The sequence below is a fragment of the Lentzea sp. HUAS12 genome, from assembly GCF_024125735.1.
GTDB lineage: Bacteria > Actinomycetota > Actinomycetes > Mycobacteriales > Pseudonocardiaceae > Lentzea > Lentzea albida.
Genome location: NZ_CP099738.1, coordinates 3756394 through 3779870 on the forward strand (window position 1 = coordinate 3756394; position 23477 = coordinate 3779870).

A 23477-nucleotide genomic window follows, 5' to 3' on the forward strand; every position below is an offset into this window, starting at 1 on the left:
ACAAGCACTTGAGACGCGGTCCAGCAGCCAACAGAAACCAGGAGATGACGGTGCCCGACATCGCGGACGAGGTCGACGCGGAGGAGCTGCTTGCGACCCTGTTGGGTTGCCCGCCGGAAATGCTCGACGTCAGCCTGGACCAGCTGCGCACACTCGCCGTCGTCCACACCACCGGCACGGCGCAACGCGCGGCTCGCGCTCTGGGCCGCGAGCAGTCCAGCGTGCAAAAGCAGCTCGACAACCTCAACCGCACCGCGACCCGCCTCGTCGGCGAAGCACTGGTCCTGAAACAAGGTCGCGGCAAGGACTTCCTCTTCACCCCGTCCGGCGAGGAGGTGGTCGAGCTGGCGATCCAGACCTTGGCGTCGTGGACCGACAGCCTGCACCGCAGCCGCAGGCGACTCGGCTCCACCGTCACCTTCGGCACCACCGAGTTCACCGTCGAGTTCCTCGGCGCCGTGTGGCCGACGTTGCGCGCGGACTTCGAGCGCCGCGACATCCGCCTCAACATCGAGCACGTCCGCACTCGCGACCTGTGGCGCAAGCTCGACGCCAAGAAGGTCGACATGGTCTGCGGCAGCTTCGCCGCGCAAGTCGGCGGTCCGCCCGAACTCGACTACGACTTCCTGGAATGGCATCGCGAACGTGTCGCGCTGCTCACCAACCTCACGACCCGCGAGCTACCCGACACACCGGTGACCGCCGCGAAGCTGCCAGCGCTTCCGCTCCTCGCGCCGACCGCCGGCCTGCTCGCCCAGTTCCTCGGCCGCTGGTACGGACCCGACTACCGCGGCAAGCTGAACATCATCGCCGACATCGACTCACTCAACTACGGACTCAACCTGCTCGACGCCGAACTGACCCACGGCTGCATGCTCACCACGGAGCGCGTCGCCGACGCGGTCCTCGAAGGACGATTGCCAGGCCGCGGCCTGCGCAAGATCGACCTCGCCAACGACTACGCCCCCGCGCTCGAGATCGTCACCGGCATCTTCGCCCGCAAGGGCGAGCGGGTCCGCTACGCCGCAGACCATCCGCTCAACCTGTTGTGGACGGCGTTCGCGACAGCAAGCCCGACAAGGTCGGTTCCGGCAACCCTTCCGGGTTGAGTTCAAGCGCCGCACGCATCCAATCGAACATATGTGCGACGACAGTGATAGGTTTCCGCCTCATGGATCGGCAGCTTCTCGAACCGTCCCAAATGGACGGCCATCTCACCTATAGGTTCGACTCGGCTGGGCGCTCGGTGGCCCTCTTGCCCGCACGCTGCAAGCTCGGTCGCCACACGCTCGGCCACTCCCAGTTCCGAGCGGTCGTGCACGACGGTGAGGCTCACATCAGCTGCCTGGCCTGCGCCACCGACGGTGCCGATCATGTCTGGCGCTTGACCTCCTCATCACCCGCCCCGGCCAGTGCGGAACTCTCCGACGAGCGCTACTACGAACTCGCCCTCCGCCGTGCGCAGATGGCGTTGTCCCCGGCAGGACTCCATGGGGCTTAACAGTCCTTTCACCACCTGGGAGGGTGACGACGTCCACGGTCGGCGACCCGTACTCACGGGCGTCGGCGTCAGCTTGGAAAGGCGGTTCGCCCGCCCACCAGGCGCCTCAAGACACGTCATCGCGACCGGACTCGACCTGACCGGCGAGGTGCGAGGCCGGTTGCACGGACGCTTTCCCAGCGTCGAGGGCGACTGGCTCGGGGTGGTCAACTACGAGATCGGCTATGCCGACGGCCGCCGCGACAAGCTGTACCTCGTTGACCAGTTCGTCCCGTTCCACGTTCTACGCAAATGCGGTTAGAGATGTAACGGCGCCTACTGAGCAGCGGGAAGCACCACGCTGAGCGGGTCTCGGTCAGGACGCATCCCTCGCCAAGCCGGGTGCCGCAACCGTCCGTCCGACGTCCACTGACGGAACTCCATCTCGCCCACCAGCCTCGATTCGACCCAACGAGCATCACGCGCGTGCTCACGCGGTACCTCAAGATCGAACGGGCTGGTGGGCCGTCCTAACTTCTCCAACTGCCTGGTGTTCGAGGCGATCAAGAACGCCGCTCTGGCCGACGTGCGGGAGATCCAGCGCCGTATCCAGGCAGGCGAGGCCTAGGCCGCGACCGGGCAGGACCCGGCGGTCGGCGGCTGGGGCCGGCCTGAGAACGCGTTGTGGCACATCGACCGGCACAGGCCGCTGACCATGGAGTTCCTGCGGCAGCTGATCGGCAAACGCCTCGGCAGTGGCCGCGCGCTCAACGCCCAGCTCTACCTCACCCGCGCCGACGTGTGCGTGTTGCTCGTGACCGTGATCTGCCTGACCGGGAACGGACAGTCGTCGACCACGCCACGATCTCCGTGCTGACACCAACCGGTGAGTTTTCTGGCCTCGGTAGACCTGTCGATGCTGCTGGAGCGGTGGGGGCACGCGCAGTGCTGCGACACCGAGCCGGTGTGTTCGTGGTGACCTCGCGTGCCGTGCGGCGTCAGCTCTCGACCACGGGCCTGACGAGCAGCTACGCGAGGTCGTGGTGCCGGTCGAGCCGGGCGAGCGCGTCGGTGACGGTCCCGACGATGGTCAGCACGGAGTCGAGCTGGCTGATCCGCAACGGCCGCAGCACGGCGCGCTGGTCGCTTGCCACGACCAGCCGCACACCACGGCTCTGGCGTTGTCCTGCGCCGTGATGAAGCAGGTGATGCCGGTGGAGTCCATGAACGTGACCTCGGTGCAGTCCAAGACGAGGTCATCCCCGGCGTCCAGGCGCGCGTTGACCGTCTCGTTCAGCAGCTCTGCCGAAGCCACGTCGATCTCGCCGCGGATGTGCACCACTGCCACACCATCGCGTGCCTCCGTGCTCACGGTCACCAGACCGGCCGCCGCAACGTCGCAGGACGGCGCTGCGGCGGCGGTGGGCGAGACCGGAACCTCCGGCGTCATCACCAACCCTTCTCGCGGCAGCAGTGCGATCACGAGCGTAGGACGTCACAGCACGATCAGCGAGAAGTGGGATCAGGCTCGGCCGCAAATCTGCGCGCCCCCGCGACGCCGTCTCAGCACTCCGTCGCGACCTTGCGTCCCTCCTTTACCGGACCGCGGCTGCCTGATGCTCGATCTTGGCCCGGATCAGTTCCAGCTGGACCTTGTCGTTCTGGTTGATCCTGTCGGCCATTGCCTGGTCGTCGGCGGGGGCGGTGGGCGTCATCGCGAAGTCCTGGATCCAGCGCACACTGGTGCCCTCGGGCCGCTGCTCGTACTCCCACCGCGTCTCCATGAACTCGAACGGTCCAGGCTCGACACGACGCTGCCGGACGATGCGTGCGTCGGGGTCGGTCTCGCGCTCGGCCACCCAGCTCCACACCTGACCGTTCTCGTCGGGATGCATGGTCAGGCGGAAACGAACCAGGTGATCCTGCCGGTCCAGCACCTCGACCGAGGCGTAGTCACTGAACAGTCGCGGCCAGTTCTCCAGATCGTTGGTGATGCTCCAGACCAGGTCGACGGGAGCGTTGATGAGGACCGAGTTGTTGGTATGTGCCGGCATGTCAGGCTCCTGGCTTGATGCGGTCGTGACCACTTCACGATCGCTAAGATCGGAGCTGCAACGGCAGATGATCATCCGAAGGAGTGGGTACGCCTCCGCTACTACGGCGACCCCCAGTGGCCGGCCTCACCGGCGGGATGATCTCCGGTCATGTCCCTCGGAACGTTCCGCCATGCCGAGTTGCACATCGGCTCACATCGCTTCCCGATGAGGTGGAGATCCAAGTCCAGTGGCCGCGCAGCGGCGACGATGTGCGGTGGCTACTCGACGCCGAGGTCGTGCAGTGGTTGCTCGAGCGGGTCGCCGCCGGCGAGATCGACATCGCCCAAGCCCAAGACTGGGTGCGGTCGGTCACCAGCTGGGAGTCGGGCTGCTGCGCGTACTGCGATTCGGCCGCGGCGAGCCACGCCGAGGCCGTGCAGCGCATGGACGAGCTGATCGCCCAGTGGCACCGCGAACTGGACGCCGTCACCCGGCAGTCGCACCCTACGTGCTGAACAGGAGTTTGATCCACGCGTGGGACTGCTCGGCCGTGAGCATGGCGAACCCGATCAATCACTTCACCGAGCTGCACCACTACGCCGTCGAGCTCGACGGCCGGGGCAGCATCGACAGCATCCTGGAACATCGCTGGGAGAGCTGGAAGACAACCCGCCGGATGACCGCGGCCGACATCGCGACGCGGCTCGAACGCCGCAACCCCAACGCCCGGGACCCTCGGTGCAAACGGTGTTCTCCGACGCTGCCGGGCGCGTACCTGTCCGAATCTTCCGACGTGCAGAGTCGCTGACCACCCGATCCGCTGTCCTCACTGAGCGTGGTTGCGAGCGCCCGTGCCTGTTAGGCCAGCCGTTCGTGGCTGGCGCCGGTGTCTTCGATCCGATGAAATCAACGTCATGCCCACGAAAGACCCCTCGATCGAGCCAGGCCGCGATGTCGAACAACTGCGGGAAGCGCTCGATCGGCAACCCGTCATCGAGCAGGCCAAAGGCGTGCTGATGGTGCTGCAGAACTGGTCCGCGGACGAGGCGTTCGAGGCGCTGGTGGGACTCTCCCAGTGCACGAACACCAAGCTCCACGTCGTCGCGACGATCCTCGTCGCGTCCGCCAGTCGCGAACAGCCGATGCTGCCCGGCGCTGAGGTCGTCGACGCTGTGCTGGCGGAGGTTCGCCGGATCGCCCCGGGGCACGCGTTCGACCGCACCCTGACGACCGCGGAGTCCGCCACCTGACCGGACCGTCCTTCACAGCTGGCGGTGGTCGCCACCTGCGTAGCGGCTCCAGTCGACCCCGGCCAGGCCGGAGCGGCCCGCGGCCTGGTCAATGGTCAGCTGGTGGCATGCGAGCCGTGGTCGCTGAGCTGAGCGTCTGACTTGTCCGCTGTAACAGTCGGCGATCTAAGGTCTGCGTCATGGCGCGCACGTACGCGGAGAAGACGATCAAACTGTTGTTCGGCGCAGCGCGACGGTGTGCGTTTCCAGGTTGCGACGTGGCGCTGGTGTTCGAGGACCGAGGTCTGCTGACGGTGGTTGCGGAAATCGCGCACATTCGGTCCGAGAAGGCCAGAGGACCGCGGTACGACTCGACCTACCCGAGCAAGTTGATCAATTCGCCGGAGAACCTGCTGTTGCTCTGCGGGCCCCACCACAAGCCCGTTGACGATCACGCGTCTGCATACCCAGTGGACGAGCTGCTCAGCTGGAAGGCTCGTCAGGTCGAGGACGGCATTCGGCGTGACGTATCGGAGCAGGACGTGCTGCGCATCGTCAAGCACTACGAGCTGAACCAGCTCGGTCACGAGGGGTTCGAGAAGGTGTGCCAGGCGCTCGCCGCGCGCATGTTCGGTCCGGATGAAGATCCCAAGCGAAGGCGGCCTCGGTCACGCCCTTACGACGCCGCGTTCGACGGCAGAGCCGCGGAGTACCCGTCGGTGGAGGCACCGTGGGACGGGTTCATCATCGTGGAAGCGTTCTTCAGGTACGACTCGCTGAACGGAGCCGGAAGGACCGCTGATCTGACGCATCGGATCACCCGAAGGTTCGAATTCTGGTTCGACGCGGACGCCAGGCACAAGCGACCTGACTACGTCGTTTTCGCCACGAACAACTCGCTCGCGGTCACCCGCGACCGTGGACGATCGGTCGCATCCCTGCTCGACCACTACGCGAGGAAGTACGACCTCAAGGCTGTCGAGTTGTGGGACGAAGGCCGGATCACCCAGCTGCTCGACCTGTATCCCGAGGTCCATGAAGCCGTCCACGCCATGACGGCATCTCATGTTCTTTTGGGAAACCTGCTGGAACCGCGAACCTCTTCATCTTGACTACCAGGACTATGCGCGAACACGCGGTGCGATAGCACTCACCGCCGCCTTCGAACCGATGATCAGCTCCCGCTCGGTCCGGCCCCGTTCCGCGCGGTGTCACCAGAAAGGCCCGCTCCAGACAGAGGACGCGACCACCTACGCCAACTGGTTCGCCTGCCTCGCCGAACCGACTCGTGTCCGCCTATTGCACGCCATCGCGACCGCCGGCCGCCCCGTCTCCGTCGGCGAGATGGCGGAACTGCTGGGCATCACCCAGTCCACCTGCTCGCACCACTTGCGCAAGCTCACGGGCCTGCCGCAAGCCGCCGACGCCGTCATGGGCGTCCTCGCACCTCAACCTTGCTGCCCCGAGAAACTCCCGGCCGACGTGGCGATCCGCGCCCTCGAGCCAGGCGACTGGACCGCTGTGCGCCGGATCTACCAGGAGGGCATCGAGACCAACGACGCCACCTTCGAGACCGAGACCCCGTCCCGCAAGGCGCTGGAAGCGAAGTGGCTACCCGAGCACCGGTGGGTAGCCGAGATCGACGGCGAGGTCGCCGGCTGGGCGGCCGCTACCCGCGTCTCGACCCGCGACTGCTTCTCCGGCGTCGCGGAGACCTCGGTCTACGTGGGCGCGGACTACCGCGGCCGAGGCGTCGGCAAGTCCCTGCTCTACAAGCAGGTCACCGCCGCCGACGAAGGCAGCCTGTGGACCTTGCAGACCTCGATCTTCCCGGAGAACCGCGCGAGCCTCGCGCTCCACCACTCCGCCGGCTTCCGCACGCTCGGCGTCCGCGAACGCGTCGCCCAGCACCACGGCGTGTGGCGAGACACCGTGATGCTGGAACGTCGCCGCGCCACCGACTGACCTACTCGCAGCACCTCGATCAGGCAGCCACTAGGCGCCCGCGGCGACCTGGTCCCGTGCGGCGACCTTGGCAGCCAACTCGATCGTCGCCAGGTACCACCAGAACACCCAGTCGAGGAAGATCTCGTCGTAGTCCGGCTGCTGCGCCTCGTTCTGGTGCCGGATGTCGAACTTGTTGGCGATCATGAACAGCGCGTCCTCGTCCTTGCTGAGCAGCTCAGCCTTGAGCAGCTTCCGCTTGCTCTCCAGGATGCGCGCGAGCGACGTAACCGCCGACCTCTTGTCGTTCCGGTCAGCACCACGCTTCCGGAACAACGCAACGGCGTGGCCGACCTGGTCGCCGGTATCGCCCGGCTCAGCGAGGACCGCCTTGACCAACTCGTCCCGCGAGTCCTCCGTCACGACGACCATGTACCCGATGTCCTCGCCACCGTCGGCGAGCCGCAGACCAAGGTCGCTTCGCTTCAACAGCTGGTTGACCCGCCATCGGTAGATGGCACGGCCGAACTCGATCGCGAAGTCTCCGTGGTGCCAACCGCAATCGCTGAAACCGTGGCGCGTTCGACTGGTCGGTCGCGCCACAAGGTCGTGCAGAACCTCGACGATGTCGCAGAAGAGGTCGAGATCGATCGCGAGCGCCATCGGCTTGAGCGGCCACGCGCCGGACACCCCGATCGCACGCTCGATCATGCTGGACGGACCGCCCCCGCGCGGATCATCAACGCAGTCCTTCCCGAAACGCCGGTCGAAGTACCCCTTGTCGTCCAGCTCACCAACAAGCTCCACGAAGGCGTACGCCGTCGCGGACAGGTTCGCCGACTCGACCTTCACCCCGGTTTTCCGGCGCGACCAGTACTGCCTGCGTTGCGAGTTGTCCTCCCTGAGCTGGTCAGCACTACGCACCAGCCCCAGAAGGAAGTTCTGCCGCAACGTGAGGTGCGGCGCTGTTCCAGCAGGCCGGTTACCCCACTTGTCGATGCCCGCCGAGATCTCACGAAACTCAGTCACCGGACCGCCGAACCCGCCTACGAACGCGTCCTCCAGAAGCAGTTCACAGCGCTCGTCCCAATCCTCGAGCTCGCGGCGATTGATCAAGGACGTGGCCGCACGCGCGAACAAGTCACGAGGCCAGAGGAGCTGATAGTCGGGGTCGGCGAAGCGGGTGTTCACCATCCGATTGTCCCGCATCACTCCAAGCGGTTTGCGACCCACACAAGGCGCCGATGAAGCCGACTGTATTGATGAAAGTCGATGCAAGTAGTTCGGATGCCCCGCACACGTGTGGCTCGTGGCTTGGCGCAAGAGTGAGTCGACCAGTCGGGTCTGCTGCACCGATAGGTGACAGTTGTAGTCACGCAGCCTGACTGGCTGGCGTGGACATGATTACTTCGTATTCGATGGGGGTCAACCTGCCGAGGGCGGCTTGGCGTCGGCGGCGGTGGTAGGTGCGTTCGATCCAGGTGACGATCGCGATCCGCAGCTCGTCACGGGTGGACCAGGAGCGCCGGTCGAGAACATTGTTCTGCAGCAACGCGAAGAAGCTTTCCATCGCCGCGTTGTCACCCGCCGCGCCCACCCTGCCCATCGACCCGGACAGGCCGTGGCGAGCAAGTGCACGGACGAACTTCCTTGATCGGAATTGCGATCCGCGGTCGGTGTGCACCACGCAGCCGGCGACGTCACCGCGGCGGGCGAGGGCGTTGGTGAGCGCGGTGACGGCGAGGCGGGACTTCATCCGGGAATCGATCGAGTAGCCGACGATCCGGTTGGAGCAGACGTCCTTGACCGCGCACAGATACAACTTTCCTTCTGTGGTGCGGTGTTCGGTGATGTCGGCCAGCCACAACAGGTTCGGCGCGGTCGCGGTGAAGTCACGCCGGACCAGATCGTCATGGACCGGCGGGCCGGCCTTCTTGCCGTTGCGGCCGCGTTTCTTGCCGAACGCGCTCCACCAGCCCATCGACGAGCAGATCCGCCACGCGGTCCGATCCGACATCGACAGGCCGGCGTCGCGCGCCTCGTCGGCCAGGAACCGGTAGCCGAACTCCGGATCATCGCGGTGCGCGTCGAACAACGCGTTCGCCCGCCGCGCCCGCTCGAGTTCAGTGACGGCGACCGGGCGGGCACGCCACCGGTAGTACGGCTGTCGAGCGATGTTCAACACCCGGCACGTCACCGCGACGGGAATCCCGTCCGCGGCCAGCTCGTTCACGAGCGGGTAGAGCCTTTTCCCGGCAGGTTCGCCTGCGACAAGTACGCGGTCGCCCGGCGCAGGACCTCGTTCTCCTGCTCCAGCAGCTTGATCCGCTTACGCGCCTCGCGCAGCTCGGCCGACTCGGCCCGGCTCGCACCGGGCTTGGCGCCGTCCTCGATCTCGGCCTGGCGCAGCCACTTGAACAACGTCATTGGGTGGACCCCGAAGTCCTTGGCGATCTGCTCGACGGTCACGCCGGGCTCGCGGTCACGGGCGACCCGCACGACATCGTCGCGGAACTCCTGGGGATAGGGCTTGGGCACAGCGACATCCTCCCAGCTCGCCATCACGGCAAGCCAACTCAGATGTCACCTATCGGTGCAGCAGACCCAATAACCTGTTTCCGGAGCACACTTTCCCCACCGGCGGAGGTTTGACTGCATGGGGCGGATCGAGGACTGGCCCGAGGAGGACGCCGGCAGTCCGACCGCGGACCGCTACGCGTTCCAGTACCACGTGGCAGCTCGCCATTGCTGTGAGCTGTTGCGGGTCAACGGTCCCGAATGGGTGCTGTGCGAGTGGCACACCGACTACGTCATCAGGCACGACGGTCGCTCGGTGCTGGTCAGCGTGAAACATCGCGACGATGCCGGCTGGCGGTGGACCCTCGCTCGCCTGTTCGATAGTGATGCGCTCTTAACGTTGCGGCAGCGCTGGGAGGACTGCGACAGACCTGCGGAATGTCGGCTGGTGACGAATGCCGGGCTGGACGACGGTGCAAAGAAACTGAAACTCGCTTGCCGCAGGCAGGACGAGGCGGCGATTCGCGAGTTGGCGAGCACGATCAGCGGTCTGACCGCGACTGAGCTGAGCAGGTGGACGGACTTCCTGCGGGTGCTACGGATTGAGGACGACCTGCCAGACCGGCGGTACATCCAGGCGTCGAACATCGAGCGCTACATGATGCCTGCGCTGGACGCGCTCGGGCGCACCGACCTTTCGCCTCAGGCCGCATACGGCGCGGTGTTCGCGGAGGTGTTTGAGGCGGCACGAGACATCGCGGACCCGCGCGACAACGGCTGGCTGCTGTCCGCTGCGGGGGCGTTGGACGATGATGCGCTGCGCAAGGCCTCCCTTGCACGGCGGAAGATCACCAAAGCGCGGCTGTCGCGGGTGCTCGACGAGATCCACCCTCGTTCCCGGCGTCCCCGCATCTGGCAGTTGCCGTTCCACGCTCCCACAGTTGACCGCGCCGACCTGTTGCCCGATCTCATCGAGTTGCTGCTGGACAGCGCCAATCCGCTGGCGGTCGTCAGCGGTCTGCACGGCGCAGGCGGGTTCGGCAAAACGGTGCTGGCTCACCAGGCGTGCAACCGCCCCGAGGTTTCCGCCCATTACGACACGCTGCTGTGGAAGACGGTCGGCGAAGAGGCATCCGGAGCGGCGCTGGCAGCGCAACTCAACGATCTCGTTGAGCAACTCAGCGGTACGCGCCCCGACTTCTCGGATCCACAGCAGGCCGGGTTCAGCCTCGGAAGGGCATTGGAAGAGCACGGCGGCCGAGTCCTGCTCGTGCTGGACGACGTCTGGCACCGGCGCCAGCTAGCTCCGTTCCTCACCGGCGGAGCCAACTGCAAGAGGCTCGTCACGACGCGAAATCCTTTCGTGGTCCCGCAAGCGTCGCGCGCACTCGTGGTCGACCGGATGCGGCCACAGGACGCACAGGCGGTGATCTCCCAAGCAGTACAGGGCGTTCCTGAAGAGGAGATGTCCAGGTTGCTGGAGCTCACCGGTCGCTGGCCAGTTCTTCTCGGCATCGCTGGCCGCTCCCTGCACCACATGGCTCGATATGGCGCGCCGCTCAGGGACGCCGCACGCCGCCTGATCGATCAGTTGGAAGAAGACGGACCGGCCGCTCTCGACCTCGACAACCAGGCTGACCGCGCCGACGCGGTACGTGCCACCGCGCGAGCCGGTCTGAACCTGCTCCCGGACGGCGGACCGGATCGCTACGCCGAACTGGCGCTGTTCGGTGAGGACGAATACATCCCCATGGACACCGTGGCCCTGCTCTGGCAACGAACCGCTGGTCTGGACCGCCGCGCCACCGAGCGACTCTGCGCCAGACTGTCCGACCTTTCTCTGGTCACCGACTACCAGCCGATCCCAGGCTCGCTGCGCCTACACGATGTGCTTCGGTCGTTCCTCATCCAAGAGAACGGACCAGAGCGGATGACGGCGCTACACGGCGTCTTGCTGGACTCGATGACTGGACCTTGGTGGTCAATCGCCAGCGACTACATACGCAGGAACCTCGCGACGCACCTGAGGTCCGCGGGGCGAACCGATGAGCTGCACGCCCTGCTCTGCGAGCCGAGATGGCTTCTCTCTCGCATCGAGAAAGACGGCGTGGCGGCAGCAGAGGCGGACCTTACGCACGCCGACGACCCGCTGCTGGAACGCCTCGGCCGGCTTCTGCGGCAGAGCGCACACCTGCTGCATCCGACGAATCCTCCTGGAGCTCTCGGCGCCATCATGGCGAGCAGGTTGCAGACCGATCCCGAGCTGAAGCCACTGGCCGTTTCGTTCGAGTCGACGCTTTCCGCACCATACCTGTCGAACCACGAGCCGTTGCCGGACGTGCCAGACCCACATCTGCAACGCACGCTCTTCGGCCATGTCGAGGGCGTCGGCGGGTTGACATCTGCGGACGGTGGACGCCTGCTGATCTCACTTGAAGGCGGCAGTCACCTCATCGTCTGGGACGTGCAGACCGGAACACTGCTGCGCACCACGGAAAAGGACGAAAAGCAGCAGATGCACATCATGGAACTCCTAGCGCCTGCTGATGGTTCTTGGGTCGCCACGGTGGAATCGCCGTACGGATCCGTCGGGCGTGTCCGTACTTGGGACGTGAAGACCGGCGGATTGCGTCACGAGTTCACGGGCATCGCTGCGTTGAAACCGGTGGGAAGACTTTCTGCGGCTGTCTCCAGCGACGGTTCCCGACTCGCAGTCGTCGCTGTCGACGACGAGGACTATCTAGTAGTGGATGTGTTCGACGCGACGACTGGCGAGCTCGTGTCGACCTTCAACGAGTGCGGCCAGGTTCGGCATCTCGCACTGTCACCTGACGGTCGTCAGCTCCTCATCGGCGGTGAGCCGGAAGCACGGAGCGAAGGGAATTCTGTGCTCCTGGTGGACTGTGACTCTGGAGAGATGGAGCGGGAATTTCACGGTCCGGTCGGTGGCATCACCGCAGTCGCCTTCTCACCAAGTGGAGCTCGAGTCTACGCAGCCGACGCTTGTGGAGATGTCTGGGTGTGGTCTGCCCAAGGCGACCTACTTCATCAGTTGCCATGTCAGCACCGTTGGGTGTCCAGCCTCATGGCACCGGACGAGTCGTGGCTCGCGACAAGCGATGAAGCTGGAGTGGTGCGGATCTGGGACCTCGCCAACGGCCAGCAGAGAACCGAGTGGGTGGGTCCCCGTGGCCAGAAACCTATGGCGGTTTCCCCCGACAGCAGGTGGCTCGCCTTTGGTGATGGTCTCGACGAAATGCGTCCCGAACTGCCTAGAGTAACGATTATAGATGCGAGCACAGGATGCTTGCATCGGATATTCCACGGCCACATCGAGCGCGTAGGGGCGCTCGTGTTCGCGGCTGATGGCAGCTGGTTGGCCAGCGGCGAAGGTCTGTCAGGCCCATGGAGGCCTGAAGGAGACAAGCTCGTCAGAGTTTGGTCGATTCCGGCCGCTTCGCAGGATTTGGCCCTTCCGGAGCAACAAAGCACCATGTCAAATTTCGTCTCTGCACATGGTAGTCGCTTTATCTTCGATCTGGACAAGATCGAATTGTGGGACGATGAGACTAACTCTGGCCGTTTGGTGACTCGCACTCCCCAGCCTTGGGAGGTACGCGGGTCGCTGCTGCAGGACACAGTTCTATTGGCCACACCGGTGGTGAACTTCGAACGTCTTCTGGACCGGCACCCTCTGCATGCGGTCGACGTGCAGACAGGGGAAGCGCGGTTCAGTATACCGGCAGGTCATCTCGGCATTCGTCATGTCGTAGTCAGTCCGGACGAGACCTGGTTCGCCACAACTGATGGCGGCAGCAGCCGCGACCAGGCGTCCGTCACAAGGATCTGGGAATCCGAAACCGGAACGCTTCGCAATTGGCTGGAAGGTGAAGGTATCGGTGCGGTCGCTGTGAGCCCCGATGGTTCCTTCTTAGTCGTCGGAGAAGCACCGATCGACCCTGCCCCGTGTCGAGCACAGATCTGGTGCCCGGAAACCGGTGAAGTGGTCGCTGTGCTGCCTGGACATGAAGGCCGAGTCCGATCCATCTGCATCGACCGCAGCGGCAACTGGGTCGCGACTGGAGACGACGTGGGCGAGGTGCGAATCTGGGAAATGCCGACCGGCAAGCCGCTTCGTAGCCTCCCAGGAAGTGCGGACACCGTCGATATTCAACAGTCGCCGGATGGCCGCTACCTGGCGGTCTGCGAAGGAAGTGTCGGCAGTGGCACCTTGCGGGTCTTCGACCTATCGGCCGGCATGGCGCTCGCGGAGATGCGGGTGGACGGCGCCTTGTACAGCTGCGAATGGTCCTCAGACTCGCGACTCTTGCAGGCCAGTGGTGCCCGCGGCGACTACGCGTTCGCATGGCACTCGCCTTGATATCGGTGCCGGAACGACTGCACCGCGGAATTGCCAGGCCGACTAATACCCACTGCGTTCCGGTATCCCAATCCGTTCCCGGGACCGCAACCTGCTGCAACACCACCTCTTCGGTGGTTACGACCTAGTCCTAGGAGCCGTCCACCTTCACGCGCAGCGACCCGCGCCGTCGGCTCGTAGGTCGACTGGCGCGGCGTGGTGTTGTGAGGCAGAGCGCATGTTCCTAGCGCTGCCGAGCCGCAGAAGACAGGTTTGATCTCGCGCTCCGAAACGGCGCTCACCGCAGTTAGCCCGGAAGTCCACGACGTCGGCGTTCTGCCCTGTCGCAGAGTGGCGTGCGTGCTGTTCATAAGTCTTGGCCAGGTTGCCGACCACCCGGACACGCTGTCCTCGCGGAACAACCTGGCCTACGCCTACCGGTCGGCGGTGATCTGGGCTGGGCGATCCCGCTGTACGAGGCGACCCTCACCGACTGCGAGCGGGTGCCGGGTCCCGATCACCACACGACCAACGCCGTGCGCTGAAACTTAGATGCGACAGAGGACAGCTGAGTTGTCTCAGCACTGCACACTGACCGCACGACGCCAGCACACTGTTCCGAGCGGCCGGGCACCACCCCCGGTTCGAGGCGGCCGACTGCACCGCTCGGAGATGTCCGCTCATCGGCATGAGAGAACACGTACGGCGCCTAAGTGGATCGATATCGGTTCTGAAGCTGGCTCGCAACTACCTGTTCTCGGTCCTGAAGCTGCGCCCGAGTGGAGCCCGAGATCCCTGACCTCTGACGATCCAGGACGGCACATTACGACACGAGCGGCCTGCGCATCTCGCACCTAATACGCAGAAATAACATTCGCCGACATCACGCAACACCAGCGCCGAAGCACACCCGAGGACTCTTAATCAGCGGGTTCGGCGACACCGAAGGCTGCATAGCTAGCGCCATGTCGGGCCGGTGATGCACCGAACGCCTCCAACAACCCGGCGTAGGGCTTCGGTGGCGGCGCCGCGAACTCCCCCGCCGCGCTCGTCCGCAAACCCATGCGCACCAACGACTCCACCTGCAGCACCGCCGCCTGCACACCGTCCACGACGGGCACGCCGACCCGTCGCTCGATCTCCGCGCGCTGCGACGTCATGCCGGCGCACCCGAGCACGACCACGTCCGACCCGTCCGCCGCCACCGCTGCCCGGCACGCGGCGACCACGGCGTCCACCGCGGCCTCCACCTCCAGCACCGGCACGTCGCAGGCCGACACGCCCCGGCAGAACCCCGCCATGCCGTAGCGGTGGGCGAGGTCCCAGGCCCGGCCTCGGGTGCGGTCCAGCGTCGTGACGACGCTGAACCCCCGTCCCACCAAGGCCGCGGTGCGCATCGCCGCCTCCGCGATGCCGATCACGGGCCCGTCCGCCAGTTCGCGGGCGGCCTCCAGGCCCGGATCGCCGAAGCAGGCGATCACGTGGCCGTCGGCCTCGGAGGACGCGATCTCGGACAGCAGGCCCGGCACGCTGAGCGCCTCGTCGTAGTGGCTCTCGATCGACGCCGGTCCCATCGACGGGCACGTGGTCCGCACCTGGACCCCCGGGCCGGCGATCGCGGACGCGGCGCGGCCGATGGCCTCGGTCATGGCCGTGCTGGTGTTGGGGTTGACGACGTGGATCTTCACCGGTTTCCCTTGGACAGCAGGGAGAACAGCACGAAGCCGAGTGCCATGCCGACGAACCAGCTGTAGGGAGCGGCGGCCGACAGCGCGGGGACCAGGACCGGGACCATCGCCACGAGGGAGGCCACCACCGTCGAGACGATCGCCTTCGGGTTGTACCCGTTGCGGTACCAGTACTTCCCGCTGCTGGACATGGTGAACAGGTCGTCGACGTCGACCCGTTGCCGCGCCACGACGTAGTGCCCGGCGATCAGGACGCCGAACAGCGGGCCGATGAACGCGCCCAGCGTCTCCAGCGTGTAGTGGATGACGGCCGGGTTGTGGTAGAGGTTCCACGGCGTGATCAGCACGGAGCCGACGGCGGCGATCATTCCGCCCGCGCGCCAGCTGATGCGGCGCGGGTTGACGTTGGAGAAGTCGAACGCGGGCGAGATGAAGTTCGCGACGATGTTGATGCCGATCGTGGCTATGCTGAACGTCAGCGCTCCCAGCACGATCGCGAACGTGCTGTCGATGCGCGCGACCGTCGCGACCGGATCGGTCAGCAGCTCGCCGAAGACCGGCACGGTCAGCGAGGCGGTGACGACGACCAGCACCGCGAACACGAGGAAGTTGACCGGCAGGCCCAGCAGGTTGCCGCGCTTGACGGCCGCGAACGACTTGCCGTAGCGGGAGAAGTCGCCGAAGTTCAGCATCGGGCCGGAGAAGTACGAGACGACCAGGGCGATGGCGCCGAACATGACGGGCAACGAGGCCCAGCCCGTGTGCTTCACGTCGCCGAGGTTGAAGTCGATCGCACCCCAGCCGGCCCGGGCGATCAGGTAACCCGCGAGCAGGAACATCACCACGTAGACGGCGGGTCCGCAGAAGTCGATGAACCGCCGGATCGTCTCCATGCCCGTCCAGAACACGGCCGCCTGCAACAACCACAGCGCCGTGAACGACGCCCAGCCGAGCGCCGACAGCCCCAAGAAGCCGTGCTGCTGCACGTCCGCGTACGGCAGCAACGACGGGAAGAGCTTGAGCAGCACCACGTCCAGGGCCGCAGACGCCAGGTAGGTCTGGATGCCGTACCAGGCCACCGCGATCAGGCCGCGGATGACGGCGGGCACGTTCGCGCCGAGGACGCCGAACACGCTGCGGCAGATCACCGGGTACGGCACGCCGGTCTGCTGGCTGGGCTTCGCGACGAGGTTGCAGAAGAAGTACACGATCCCGATGCCCACCAGCAGGGACACCAGGACCTGCCAGCCGCTCAGGCCCAGCAGGAAGAGGCTGCCCGCGGTGACGTACCCGCCGACGCTGTGCACGTCCGACATCCAGAACGCGAAGATGTTGTAGGAGCCCCAGGTCTGCTTCTTCAACGGGGCCAGATCGGCGTTGGTCAGCCTGGGGTCGTAGGCGGGCTTGCTCTCCGTGGTCGTCGCTGTCGCTGTCATCTCCGCACTCCTGCCTGGTGGGGTGTCGCCACCGTAGGGAGGAGTTGTTTCCCGGCTGCTACGGGAAACGTATATCTTCCCCGTCCGCGAACAGGCCGGTGTCCCTCGGCACGGCCGCCAGCGACGAGCGCAGCCGTTCGTGGTGGACGCGGGCGGCCTCGACCAGAGCGACGGCGTCGCGTGCCACGAACGCGGCCAGCATGCCCTCGTGGTCGGCGTGCAGCGCCCTGCGTTCCTCGTCAGGCACGTGTGCCATGGGCTGCAACGGTTCGGTGAGGTTCCAGGCAGACTCGAACATGTCGAGCAGCCGCTTCATGCCGCTCGGCCGGACCAGCGCGAGGTGGAACCGGCGGCTCTCCCGGTGGTACGCCCGCACGTCACCGGCGGCCTGCGCGTCGGCCAGCGCGGTGTGCGCGGCGCGGGCCTGTTCGTCGTGCTCGAGGCGCGCACGGGAGACCGCCGCCCCCAGCGCGGCGGATTCGAGCACACCCCGCACGACGTACAGCTCGTGCAGCTCCTCGGGGGTCAGCTTCGCGACCGTGTAACCGAAGTTGGGCCGGTGCTCGACCAGGCCCTCGCCGATCAACGTCTTGAGCGCCTCCCGCACCGGGATCCGGCTCACCCCGAACACCGCCGCCACCTCGTCGACGGGAATGGCGCTGCCCGGCGGCACGCCGTCGAGCAGGCACCGCCGCAGCTCGGCGAGGATGGCCGCCTGCGCACTGCCACCGCGGTCGGCCTCGAGCTTCGCCACCACGACCGACCGTCTCCTCGGAGCCCGACTCATCCGGACACGGTAGACCTCATCCGAGCGGGTCGAGCCTGGCCGGCACGTGCTTGTGCCACGGGGTGCCCGCCCACTCGTCGCGGTCCTCGGCGGCGGTGAGCTCGTTGGGCGCGACGCCCGTGCGCTCCCGCACCGTGAGCCCGAAGCCGTTGGGCAGCGAGACGTGGCCGGAGCGCATGGTGTCGGTCGTGTCCACGGACACCTCCGCGCTGCCGCGGCGGGTGGTGATCCTGACCAGGTCACCGGTCGTGACGCCGAGCCTCGTCGCGTCCGCGACGCTCATGCGCAGGCGGCCCTCCTGGTCGCGCCGCCGCCAGGTCGGGTCGCGCATGATCGTGTTGGCGGTGAAGGCGCGGCGTTCGCCGGCGGAGAGCACGAACGGCCACTCCGGGTCCGCGGCCGGCGCGGGCCTGTCGCCCAGCGCGGCCACCGCGGCCAGCAGTTCCGGCACGTCCAGGTTGACCCGGCCGCCCCGTACCCGCTGCCAGGACTCGCCGTACTCGTCGTCGGTGATGTGCACGCCGTGCGAGCCCTCGACGATGGCTTCGAAGAGCTTCTCCCCCGCCTGCAGACCGGTTCCGTAGCCGGCCTTCTCGACCCCGGCGGGGTTCTTGCGGGCGCACTCGTGCGCGGCCATCCACAGCACCGCGGCCGCCGAGGCGTCGTGCGGCAGCGTCGGGCCGAGCGTGCGGTACAGCAGGACGGACGCGAGCCGCCTCTTCACCGGATCCGCCAGCGCTCCCAGGAACGCCTGCGCGAACTCGGTGCGTCCGGCGGCGGCCGCCGCGCGCAACGGGGCGTAGTCGGCCTCGGTGAGCGCGCCGGACGCCTCGACCAGCCTCGCGTGGATCTCCGGTTCCGGCAGGACGCCCTCCGGTGCGGGCACGACCGGGTGCCGCAGGTGGAAGACGTTGCGCGGGAAGTCGAAGTTGAAGAACGTGGCCTCGAACTTCTCGAACTGCGTCGGCGCGGGCAGCACGTAGTCGGCCAGGCGCGCGGTCTCGGTCATCGCGACGTCGATGACGACCACGAGCTCCAGCGCGGCGAGCGCCTCCCGCATCCGCGCCGAGTCGGCCAGCGAGTGGGCCGGGTTCGCGCTCTCGACCAGCATCGCCCGGTAGCGGGCCGGGTGGTCGGTGAGGATCTCCTCGGCGATCACGTTGCACGGCACCAGGCCGCTGATGATCGGTGCGCCGGCGACGGGGCTGCGCGGGCCCTCACCGGTCGCGTGCCCGCGGTCGCGGCCGAGCGGCACGAGGCTGGAGGGCACGTACTGGGTGCCCTTCTTGCCGAAGTTGCCGGTGAGCAGCCAGACGAGCTTCTCGACGTAGCTCACCAGCGTGGAGTCGCGGTTCATCTGGACGCCCAGGTCCTCGAACACCGCGACCGAGTCCGCGGCGGCGATCCGACCGGCGACCGCCCGCACCAGCGACTCCTCCACGTCGGCGACGGCGCAGTACTCGCCCACCGGCACCTGCCGGAGCACGGCGGTCACGGCGTCGAGGCCGTCCGCGTGCTCGGCGAGCCAGTCCGCGGCGACCAGGTCCTCCTGCACCAGCACGGCGGCCAGCGCGGTCAGCAGGTAGAGGTCGGTGCCGGGCCGCACCTGGAGGTGGAAGTCGGCGAGCTCGGCGGTCTCGGTCCGCACCGGGTCGATCACGACCATCGACCGCGCGGGGTCCTTCGCGATCTCCTTCAGCACGGACCTGGCGCGCGGGAAACCGTGCGACTGGTAGGGGTTCTTGCCGACGAACAGCGCGACCTCGCAGTGCTCGAAGTCGGCGCGGGTCATGTTGCCGAGCAGGCGGGCGCTGACCCAGAACTCACCGGTCTTCTCCTGAGCGAGGGCCGAGGACCGGTACTTGGCGCCGAACGCCGCGAGCGTGGCGGGCGAGTACGCGCCGCCGAGGTGGTTGCCCTGACCGCCGCCGCCGTAGTAGAAGATCGTCTCGCCGCCGAACGCGTCGCGGACCTCTCCGAGCCGGGCCGCGATCTCGCTGATCGCGGTGTCCCAGCCGATCTCCTCGAACGTCCCGTCCGCCTTGCGGCGCAACGGATGCGTGATCCGGCCGGTGTCGCCGTTCTGGTGCAGGCCGAGCCGAAGCGCCTTGTTGCAGGTGTAGCCGGCCGACGCCGGGTGGAGCTTGTCCCCGCGGATCTTGTCGAACGACCGGCCGTCCTCGCCGACGAGGACCTCGATCCCGCAGTTGCACTCGCAGAGGATGCAGGCGCTGGGTTTCCACACGGTCGGCTCCCTAGTTCGGTCGCTCCAGCAAGGGTGTGATCTCCGCGAGGACGTCGTCGAGCGGCCCGAGGTCGCGGTGCGCGCGGCAGAGGATGATCGCCCCTTCGACCGCGGACACGACCAGCGTGGCCAGCCGCTGCGCGCGAGGCGCCTCGAAGCCGTGGGCGGACAACGCGTTCGCGATCCCGTCCTGCCACCGGGCGAAGATCTCCCGCACCACGTCGGCGGCGTCGGGGACGACGTCACGGCCGTCCATCGCCATCGCCGCGGCGGGACATCCCGCCCGGTAGCCGGTCTTGGTCAGCGACCGCTTCCAGAAGGCGACGAGGCGCTCGACCATCAGGCGCACGTCCCCCTCGGCCGCCGCCTCGGCGACCATCGCGGAGATGTAGTCGCCCGCCAGGCGGACGGCGCCGAGCACCATCTCGTTCCGGCCGCCGGGGAAGTGGTGGTAGACGGATCCCCGCGGCGCACCGCTGTGGGCCAGCACGGCGTCGACCGTGACCCCGGCGGCGCCGCGTTCGCGCAGCAGCAGCACAGCGCTGTCCAGCATCCGCTGCTTGGTACCCCGCCTGCCCTGCTCGACCACCGCACCTCCTCACTCGGATCTGCACTATGGCAGAGACCATAGTGCGCTGTCAGCCCCGCGCGGTGAGGAACTCCGAAGGGCGCAGCGCCCTGGCCACGATCCGGGTGTCGCCGAGGGAGCCGTAGAAGCCCTGGCCGTAGCGCAGGGCGAACTGGGTGGCGCCGAGGACGAACGGCCTGCCCTGGGTGGTGATGCCGCGGGACTCCCCGGCCGCGTTGCGGGCGATCTTGGCGCCGTCGACGTACGTGGTGGTACGACGGCCGTCGTTGACGATCGCGACGTGGGTCCAGCGGCCGACCGGGATGGCGTGGCTCCAGGAGGTGGGGTCGGCGTCGACCGGGACCGGGTAGACGACGAACTGCAGGAAGCGCTCGCCGGAGACGTTGAGGCTGCACGTCGGTTCGTCGTCGGACCAGCCGCTGTGCTTGCCGGCGTCGCCCGCGCGGCCCTCCCAGCTCAGCACGCCCATGAAGGCGTGGTCACCGGTGAACGGGCTGGGGAGCTTCAGGAACGTCTCGATGGTGTAGCCGGACTCGAACTTCTGGCTGTTGAGCGGGGCGTTGCCGGCGGTGCGCAGGACCGCGCCCCGGTCGGGGGCCTTGCCGCCCGCGAAGGTGAGGCTCGCGTGGGCGGGCTGGGTGTCGTGGTGGTCGGTGGACCACGTCAGGACGTCCGGCGCGCTCGCGTGCAGGTGCTCGACCGTGAGGTCGTTGCCGTTGCCGGTCAGGTCGCGGGCGACGACACCGGGCGCCACGGGACCGGCCGCGGCGGAGGGAAGGCCCTCCCGGTCGAACCGCCAGTACGCGGCGGTGCCGCGGACCAGCACGGCGCGCGCGGGGCGGGACGCGGGCAGCGCGGGCGGGGCGAACCCGGCGAAGCGCCGCCGGAAGTCGATCTCGACGGTGAACCTGTCGAGCTCACCGCTGAGCTCGGCCGTCTCGGCCTCCGGGAGCGTGTCGCGGCGGGTCAGCAGCCACGGCGAGAAGGTCTCGACGTCGATCACGTTGCGCGCCAGGTCGAACGAGTAGAAGCGGACCATGCCCGCGCCGCCGTAGTAGCGCTCCTGGTAGTTCGTGATGTGCAGGTGCACCGGGTTGCCGGCGTCGTTGGTGAGCGTGACCCGGCCCGACGGCCAGTAGTGGCCGTTGAGCGTCAGGAAGATCTGGTCGTTGCGGCGGATCAGGTTGTCCCACATGCGTTTCCCGTGCTCGGACAAGGCGGCCTCCGGCGAGCCGCCGACGAGGTCGTGGGTGGTGAGAACGGTGGGCAGGGTGCGGTGTTCGTCGAGAACCTCCTGCGCCCACTGGATTCCCTTGTCCGACACGCGCCAGTCCAGCGCCAGCAGCAGCCACCGCCGGCCGCCCGCGGTGATGACGTGGAAGCTGTTGTAATTGCCGGGCGCGAAGCCGCCGAACGTCTTCATCCGCTGGAACCGCTCAGGGCCGAACACCCGCGAGTACGGCGTGGGGCCGCGCTGGTCGTCGCCGGACACGTCGTGGTTGCCGGCCAGCACGCTGTACGGCACCTGATTACCGATGGAGTCGAAGACCGAGTCGGCGAGCCGCATCTCGCGTTCGGTGCCGTGCTCGGTGACGTCACCAAGGTGCGCCATGAAGACGATGTTCGCCTCGCGGCGCCGTTTCGCGAGCGACCGCAACGCCTCCCGCACGGGTTCGGGATCCGAGCCGCCCTCGTCGAGGAGGTACTGCGTGTCGGGCAGCACGGCGATGGTGAACCGCGAGTCGTCCGCGGCGGGCGCGGCCTGCGCGACAGGTGCTCCGGCCAGCGCGGCCACGGCCGGTGCCGCGAAAGCGGCCTGCAACACCGTGCGGCGGCCCAGCGCGGGAGTGGCGTTCTCAGTCATGTCGTCAGCCTGCCGATTCCAAGCGGGCTGGACGTTGAACAACCGCTGCACTGCGCCTGAAGTCTTGGAGCGGGTACCAGAGCGGCCGAAGACACGACAAGAGACGTTCCGTCGAACGGAAGAAACGCCCGCCCAATTCACACGAATCGACCACCTTGACGTTCGTGCAAGGATGGCCCGCAAAAGGAGAAACGATTACCTGATCTCGCGGTGACCACATCGTCGAATGGCGAAGGTCAGTGCGCCGTTTCGCCGTGCCCGAATATCCGAACAGAGCACCTATTCCATTTCACGGGAGAAAGTCACATGTCTGGTAGGCGCCGGATCGCAGTTCTCCTGTCCGCTGCCGCCGTGCTCGCGGCGGCGTCCGGTTGCGGTGCGCTCGGCGGCGGGCAACCGGCCGCGACCTCCCAGCCCCCCGCGGCCGAGAAGATCTTCATCAAGGTGGGCGTGCTGCCGGTCGTCGACGTGGCGCCCCTGCACATCGCGATGAGGAACGGGTACTTCAAGGAGGAGGGGCTCGAGGTCGAGACGGTCGTCGTCCAGGGTGGCGCCGCCGCGATCCCCGGACTGGTCCAGGGCAGTCTCGACATCACCTTCGGCAACTGGGTCTCGTTCATGGCCGCGCAGTCCAAGGAGACCGCGAAGAACGTCGGCGGCATCAAACTGATCTCCGACGGCTACCAGGCGAAGCCCGGAATGTTCCTGATCCTCGTGAAGGGGAGCGGGACCATCAGGTCGATGACGGATCTGGTCGGCAAGACGATTGCGATCAACACGTTCAACAACATCTCCGAGCTGACCACGAAAGCGGTGCTCGAAGCCAACAACATCGATCCGAAGAAGATCACGCTCAAGGAAATGCCCATGCCCGACATGGAGGCGGCGATCGAGCGGAACGTCGTCGACGCCGGGTTCATGAGCGAACCGTTCATCACCAGGGCGCAGCGCAACTCCGGCCAGATCGCGATCCTCGACGCGGCCTCGGGCCCCACCTCCGCCATTCCCATCGCCGGGTACGGCACGACCGGCAAGTTCGTCCAGGAGAACCCGAACACGGTCGCGGCGTTCCAGCGCGCGATGGCCAGGGGACAGCAGGACGCTTCGGACCGCGCCACCGTCCAGGAGCTCCTGCCGCAGTACGCCGGTGTGGACCGGGACACCGCCAAGCTCGTGAACCTCGGCCAGTTCCCCACCTCGCTCGACGCCACGCGACTGCAGCGGGTGGCCACCCTGATGCGCACGTACGGGCTGCTGCAGACCGACCTCGACGTCGAGCCGATGCTGTTCCGGGGCAGGTGA

Annotated in this window: 21 protein-coding genes; 10 read left to right on the forward strand and 11 right to left on the reverse strand. The window is 67.0% G+C overall.

All coding sequences use genetic code 11. From position 1 onward, the window contains the following. Positions 1-44 precede the first annotated feature (44 nt). Both ND450_RS16400 and ND450_RS16405 read left to right on the forward strand, forming a co-directional pair. Complete coding sequence (locus tag ND450_RS16400) at positions 45-1109, forward strand: LysR family transcriptional regulator (protein ID WP_371927715.1); 1065 nt, start codon at positions 45-47, stop codon at positions 1107-1109. A 465-nt stretch (positions 1110-1574) separates the two neighbouring features. Then, positions 1575-1802 (forward strand): hypothetical protein, encoded by a 228-nt coding sequence (locus tag ND450_RS16405; protein ID WP_253326988.1) that lies wholly within the window; start codon positions 1575-1577, stop codon positions 1800-1802. A 14-nt stretch (positions 1803-1816) separates the two neighbouring features. Here the strand turns inward: ND450_RS16405 and ND450_RS16410 are convergent, their stop codons facing one another. Next, the gene (locus ND450_RS16410) at positions 1817-2047 is read right to left on the reverse strand and encodes a hypothetical protein (protein WP_371927716.1); all 231 of its coding nucleotides are present in this window, start codon (positions 2045-2047) and stop codon (positions 1817-1819) included. 148 nt (positions 2048-2195) lie between these two features. On the opposite strand from ND450_RS16410, the gene ND450_RS16415 reads away from it, so the two are divergent. After that, a complete protein-coding gene (locus tag ND450_RS16415) occupies positions 2196-2357 on the forward strand; it encodes a hypothetical protein (RefSeq protein WP_253326989.1) in 162 nt (53 codons plus the stop codon). Positions 2358-2570: 213 nt separating this feature from the next. On the opposite strand, the gene ND450_RS16420 is transcribed toward ND450_RS16415, so the two are convergent. Next, the gene (locus ND450_RS16420; RefSeq protein WP_253326990.1) at positions 2571-2963 is read right to left on the reverse strand and encodes an STAS domain-containing protein; all 393 of its coding nucleotides are present in this window, start codon (positions 2961-2963) and stop codon (positions 2571-2573) included. Positions 2964-3075: 112 nt separating this feature from the next. After that, positions 3076-3567, reverse strand: coding sequence for an SRPBCC family protein (locus ND450_RS16425; RefSeq protein ID WP_371927717.1), 492 nt, complete (start codon positions 3565-3567; stop codon positions 3076-3078). A gap of 179 nt (positions 3568-3746) precedes the next feature. Between ND450_RS16425 and ND450_RS16430 the strand changes: the two genes are divergently transcribed. From ND450_RS16430 to ND450_RS16450, 5 genes are all read left to right on the forward strand, one after another. Next, positions 3747-4031, forward strand: a complete 285-nt coding sequence (locus ND450_RS16430) for a hypothetical protein (RefSeq protein WP_253326991.1) — start codon at positions 3747-3749, stop codon at positions 4029-4031. Positions 4032-4066: 35 nt separating this feature from the next. Next, the gene (locus ND450_RS16435; RefSeq protein WP_253326992.1) at positions 4067-4324 is read left to right on the forward strand and encodes a hypothetical protein; all 258 of its coding nucleotides are present in this window, start codon (positions 4067-4069) and stop codon (positions 4322-4324) included. A 106-nt stretch (positions 4325-4430) separates the two neighbouring features. Then, positions 4431-4766, forward strand: a complete 336-nt coding sequence (locus ND450_RS16440) for an ANTAR domain-containing protein (RefSeq protein WP_253326993.1) — start codon at positions 4431-4433, stop codon at positions 4764-4766. Positions 4767-4945: 179 nt separating this feature from the next. Then, entirely contained in the window at positions 4946-5857 is a 912-nt protein-coding gene (locus tag ND450_RS16445) for an HNH endonuclease (protein ID WP_253326994.1), read from the forward strand. 58 nt (positions 5858-5915) lie between these two features. Further along, a complete protein-coding gene (locus ND450_RS16450) occupies positions 5916-6710 on the forward strand; it encodes a GNAT family N-acetyltransferase (RefSeq protein ID WP_253326995.1) in 795 nt (264 codons plus the stop codon). Between the two features lie 30 nt (positions 6711-6740). Here ND450_RS16450 and ND450_RS16455 read toward each other — a convergent pair whose 3' ends face one another. Beyond that, positions 6741-7880, reverse strand: coding sequence for a hypothetical protein (locus tag ND450_RS16455; protein ID WP_253326996.1), 1140 nt, complete (start codon positions 7878-7880; stop codon positions 6741-6743). 181 nt (positions 7881-8061) lie between these two features. After that, positions 8062-9227 (reverse strand): IS3 family transposase gene (locus ND450_RS16460; RefSeq protein WP_253325604.1). Its coding sequence is split into 2 segments (ribosomal slippage): positions 8062-8940 and positions 8943-9227, totalling 1164 coding nucleotides; the frame shifts between segments, so codons are not numbered across the junction. A 118-nt stretch (positions 9228-9345) separates the two neighbouring features. On the opposite strand from ND450_RS16460, the gene ND450_RS16465 reads away from it, so the two are divergent. Further along, positions 9346-13587, forward strand: coding sequence for a dsDNA nuclease domain-containing protein (locus ND450_RS16465; protein WP_253326997.1), 4242 nt, complete (start codon positions 9346-9348; stop codon positions 13585-13587). A gap of 899 nt (positions 13588-14486) precedes the next feature. Here ND450_RS16465 and ND450_RS16470 read toward each other — a convergent pair. The 6 genes from ND450_RS16470 to ND450_RS16495 are packed head-to-tail and all read right to left on the reverse strand — an operon-like array spanning position 14487 to position 22175. Then, on the reverse strand, positions 14487-15254 hold the full coding sequence (locus ND450_RS16470) for an aspartate/glutamate racemase family protein (protein WP_253326998.1): 768 nt from the start codon (positions 15252-15254) through the stop codon (positions 14487-14489). Beyond that, entirely contained in the window at positions 15251-16690 is a 1440-nt protein-coding gene (locus ND450_RS16475; RefSeq protein WP_253326999.1) for an NCS1 family nucleobase:cation symporter-1, read from the reverse strand. The genes ND450_RS16470 and ND450_RS16475 overlap by 4 nt, the downstream gene beginning before the upstream one ends. Before the next feature lie 58 nt (positions 16691-16748). Further along, the gene (locus ND450_RS16480; RefSeq protein ID WP_253327000.1) at positions 16749-17477 is read right to left on the reverse strand and encodes a GntR family transcriptional regulator; all 729 of its coding nucleotides are present in this window, start codon (positions 17475-17477) and stop codon (positions 16749-16751) included. A gap of 16 nt (positions 17478-17493) precedes the next feature. Beyond that, positions 17494-19722 carry a molybdopterin-dependent oxidoreductase gene (locus ND450_RS16485; RefSeq protein ID WP_253327001.1) on the reverse strand — a complete coding sequence of 743 codons (2229 nt, stop codon included), beginning with the start codon at positions 19720-19722 and terminating at the stop codon, positions 17494-17496. A 10-nt stretch (positions 19723-19732) separates the two neighbouring features. Beyond that, positions 19733-20311, reverse strand: a complete 579-nt coding sequence (locus ND450_RS16490) for a TetR/AcrR family transcriptional regulator (protein WP_253327002.1) — start codon at positions 20309-20311, stop codon at positions 19733-19735. Between the two features lie 49 nt (positions 20312-20360). Next, positions 20361-22175 (reverse strand): LamG-like jellyroll fold domain-containing protein, encoded by a 1815-nt coding sequence (locus ND450_RS16495; RefSeq protein WP_253327003.1) that lies wholly within the window; start codon positions 22173-22175, stop codon positions 20361-20363. 306 nt (positions 22176-22481) lie between these two features. On the opposite strand from ND450_RS16495, the gene ND450_RS16500 reads away from it, so the two are divergent. Next, positions 22482-23477 carry an ABC transporter substrate-binding protein gene (locus ND450_RS16500; protein ID WP_253327004.1) on the forward strand — a complete coding sequence of 332 codons (996 nt, stop codon included), beginning with the start codon at positions 22482-22484 and terminating at the stop codon, positions 23475-23477.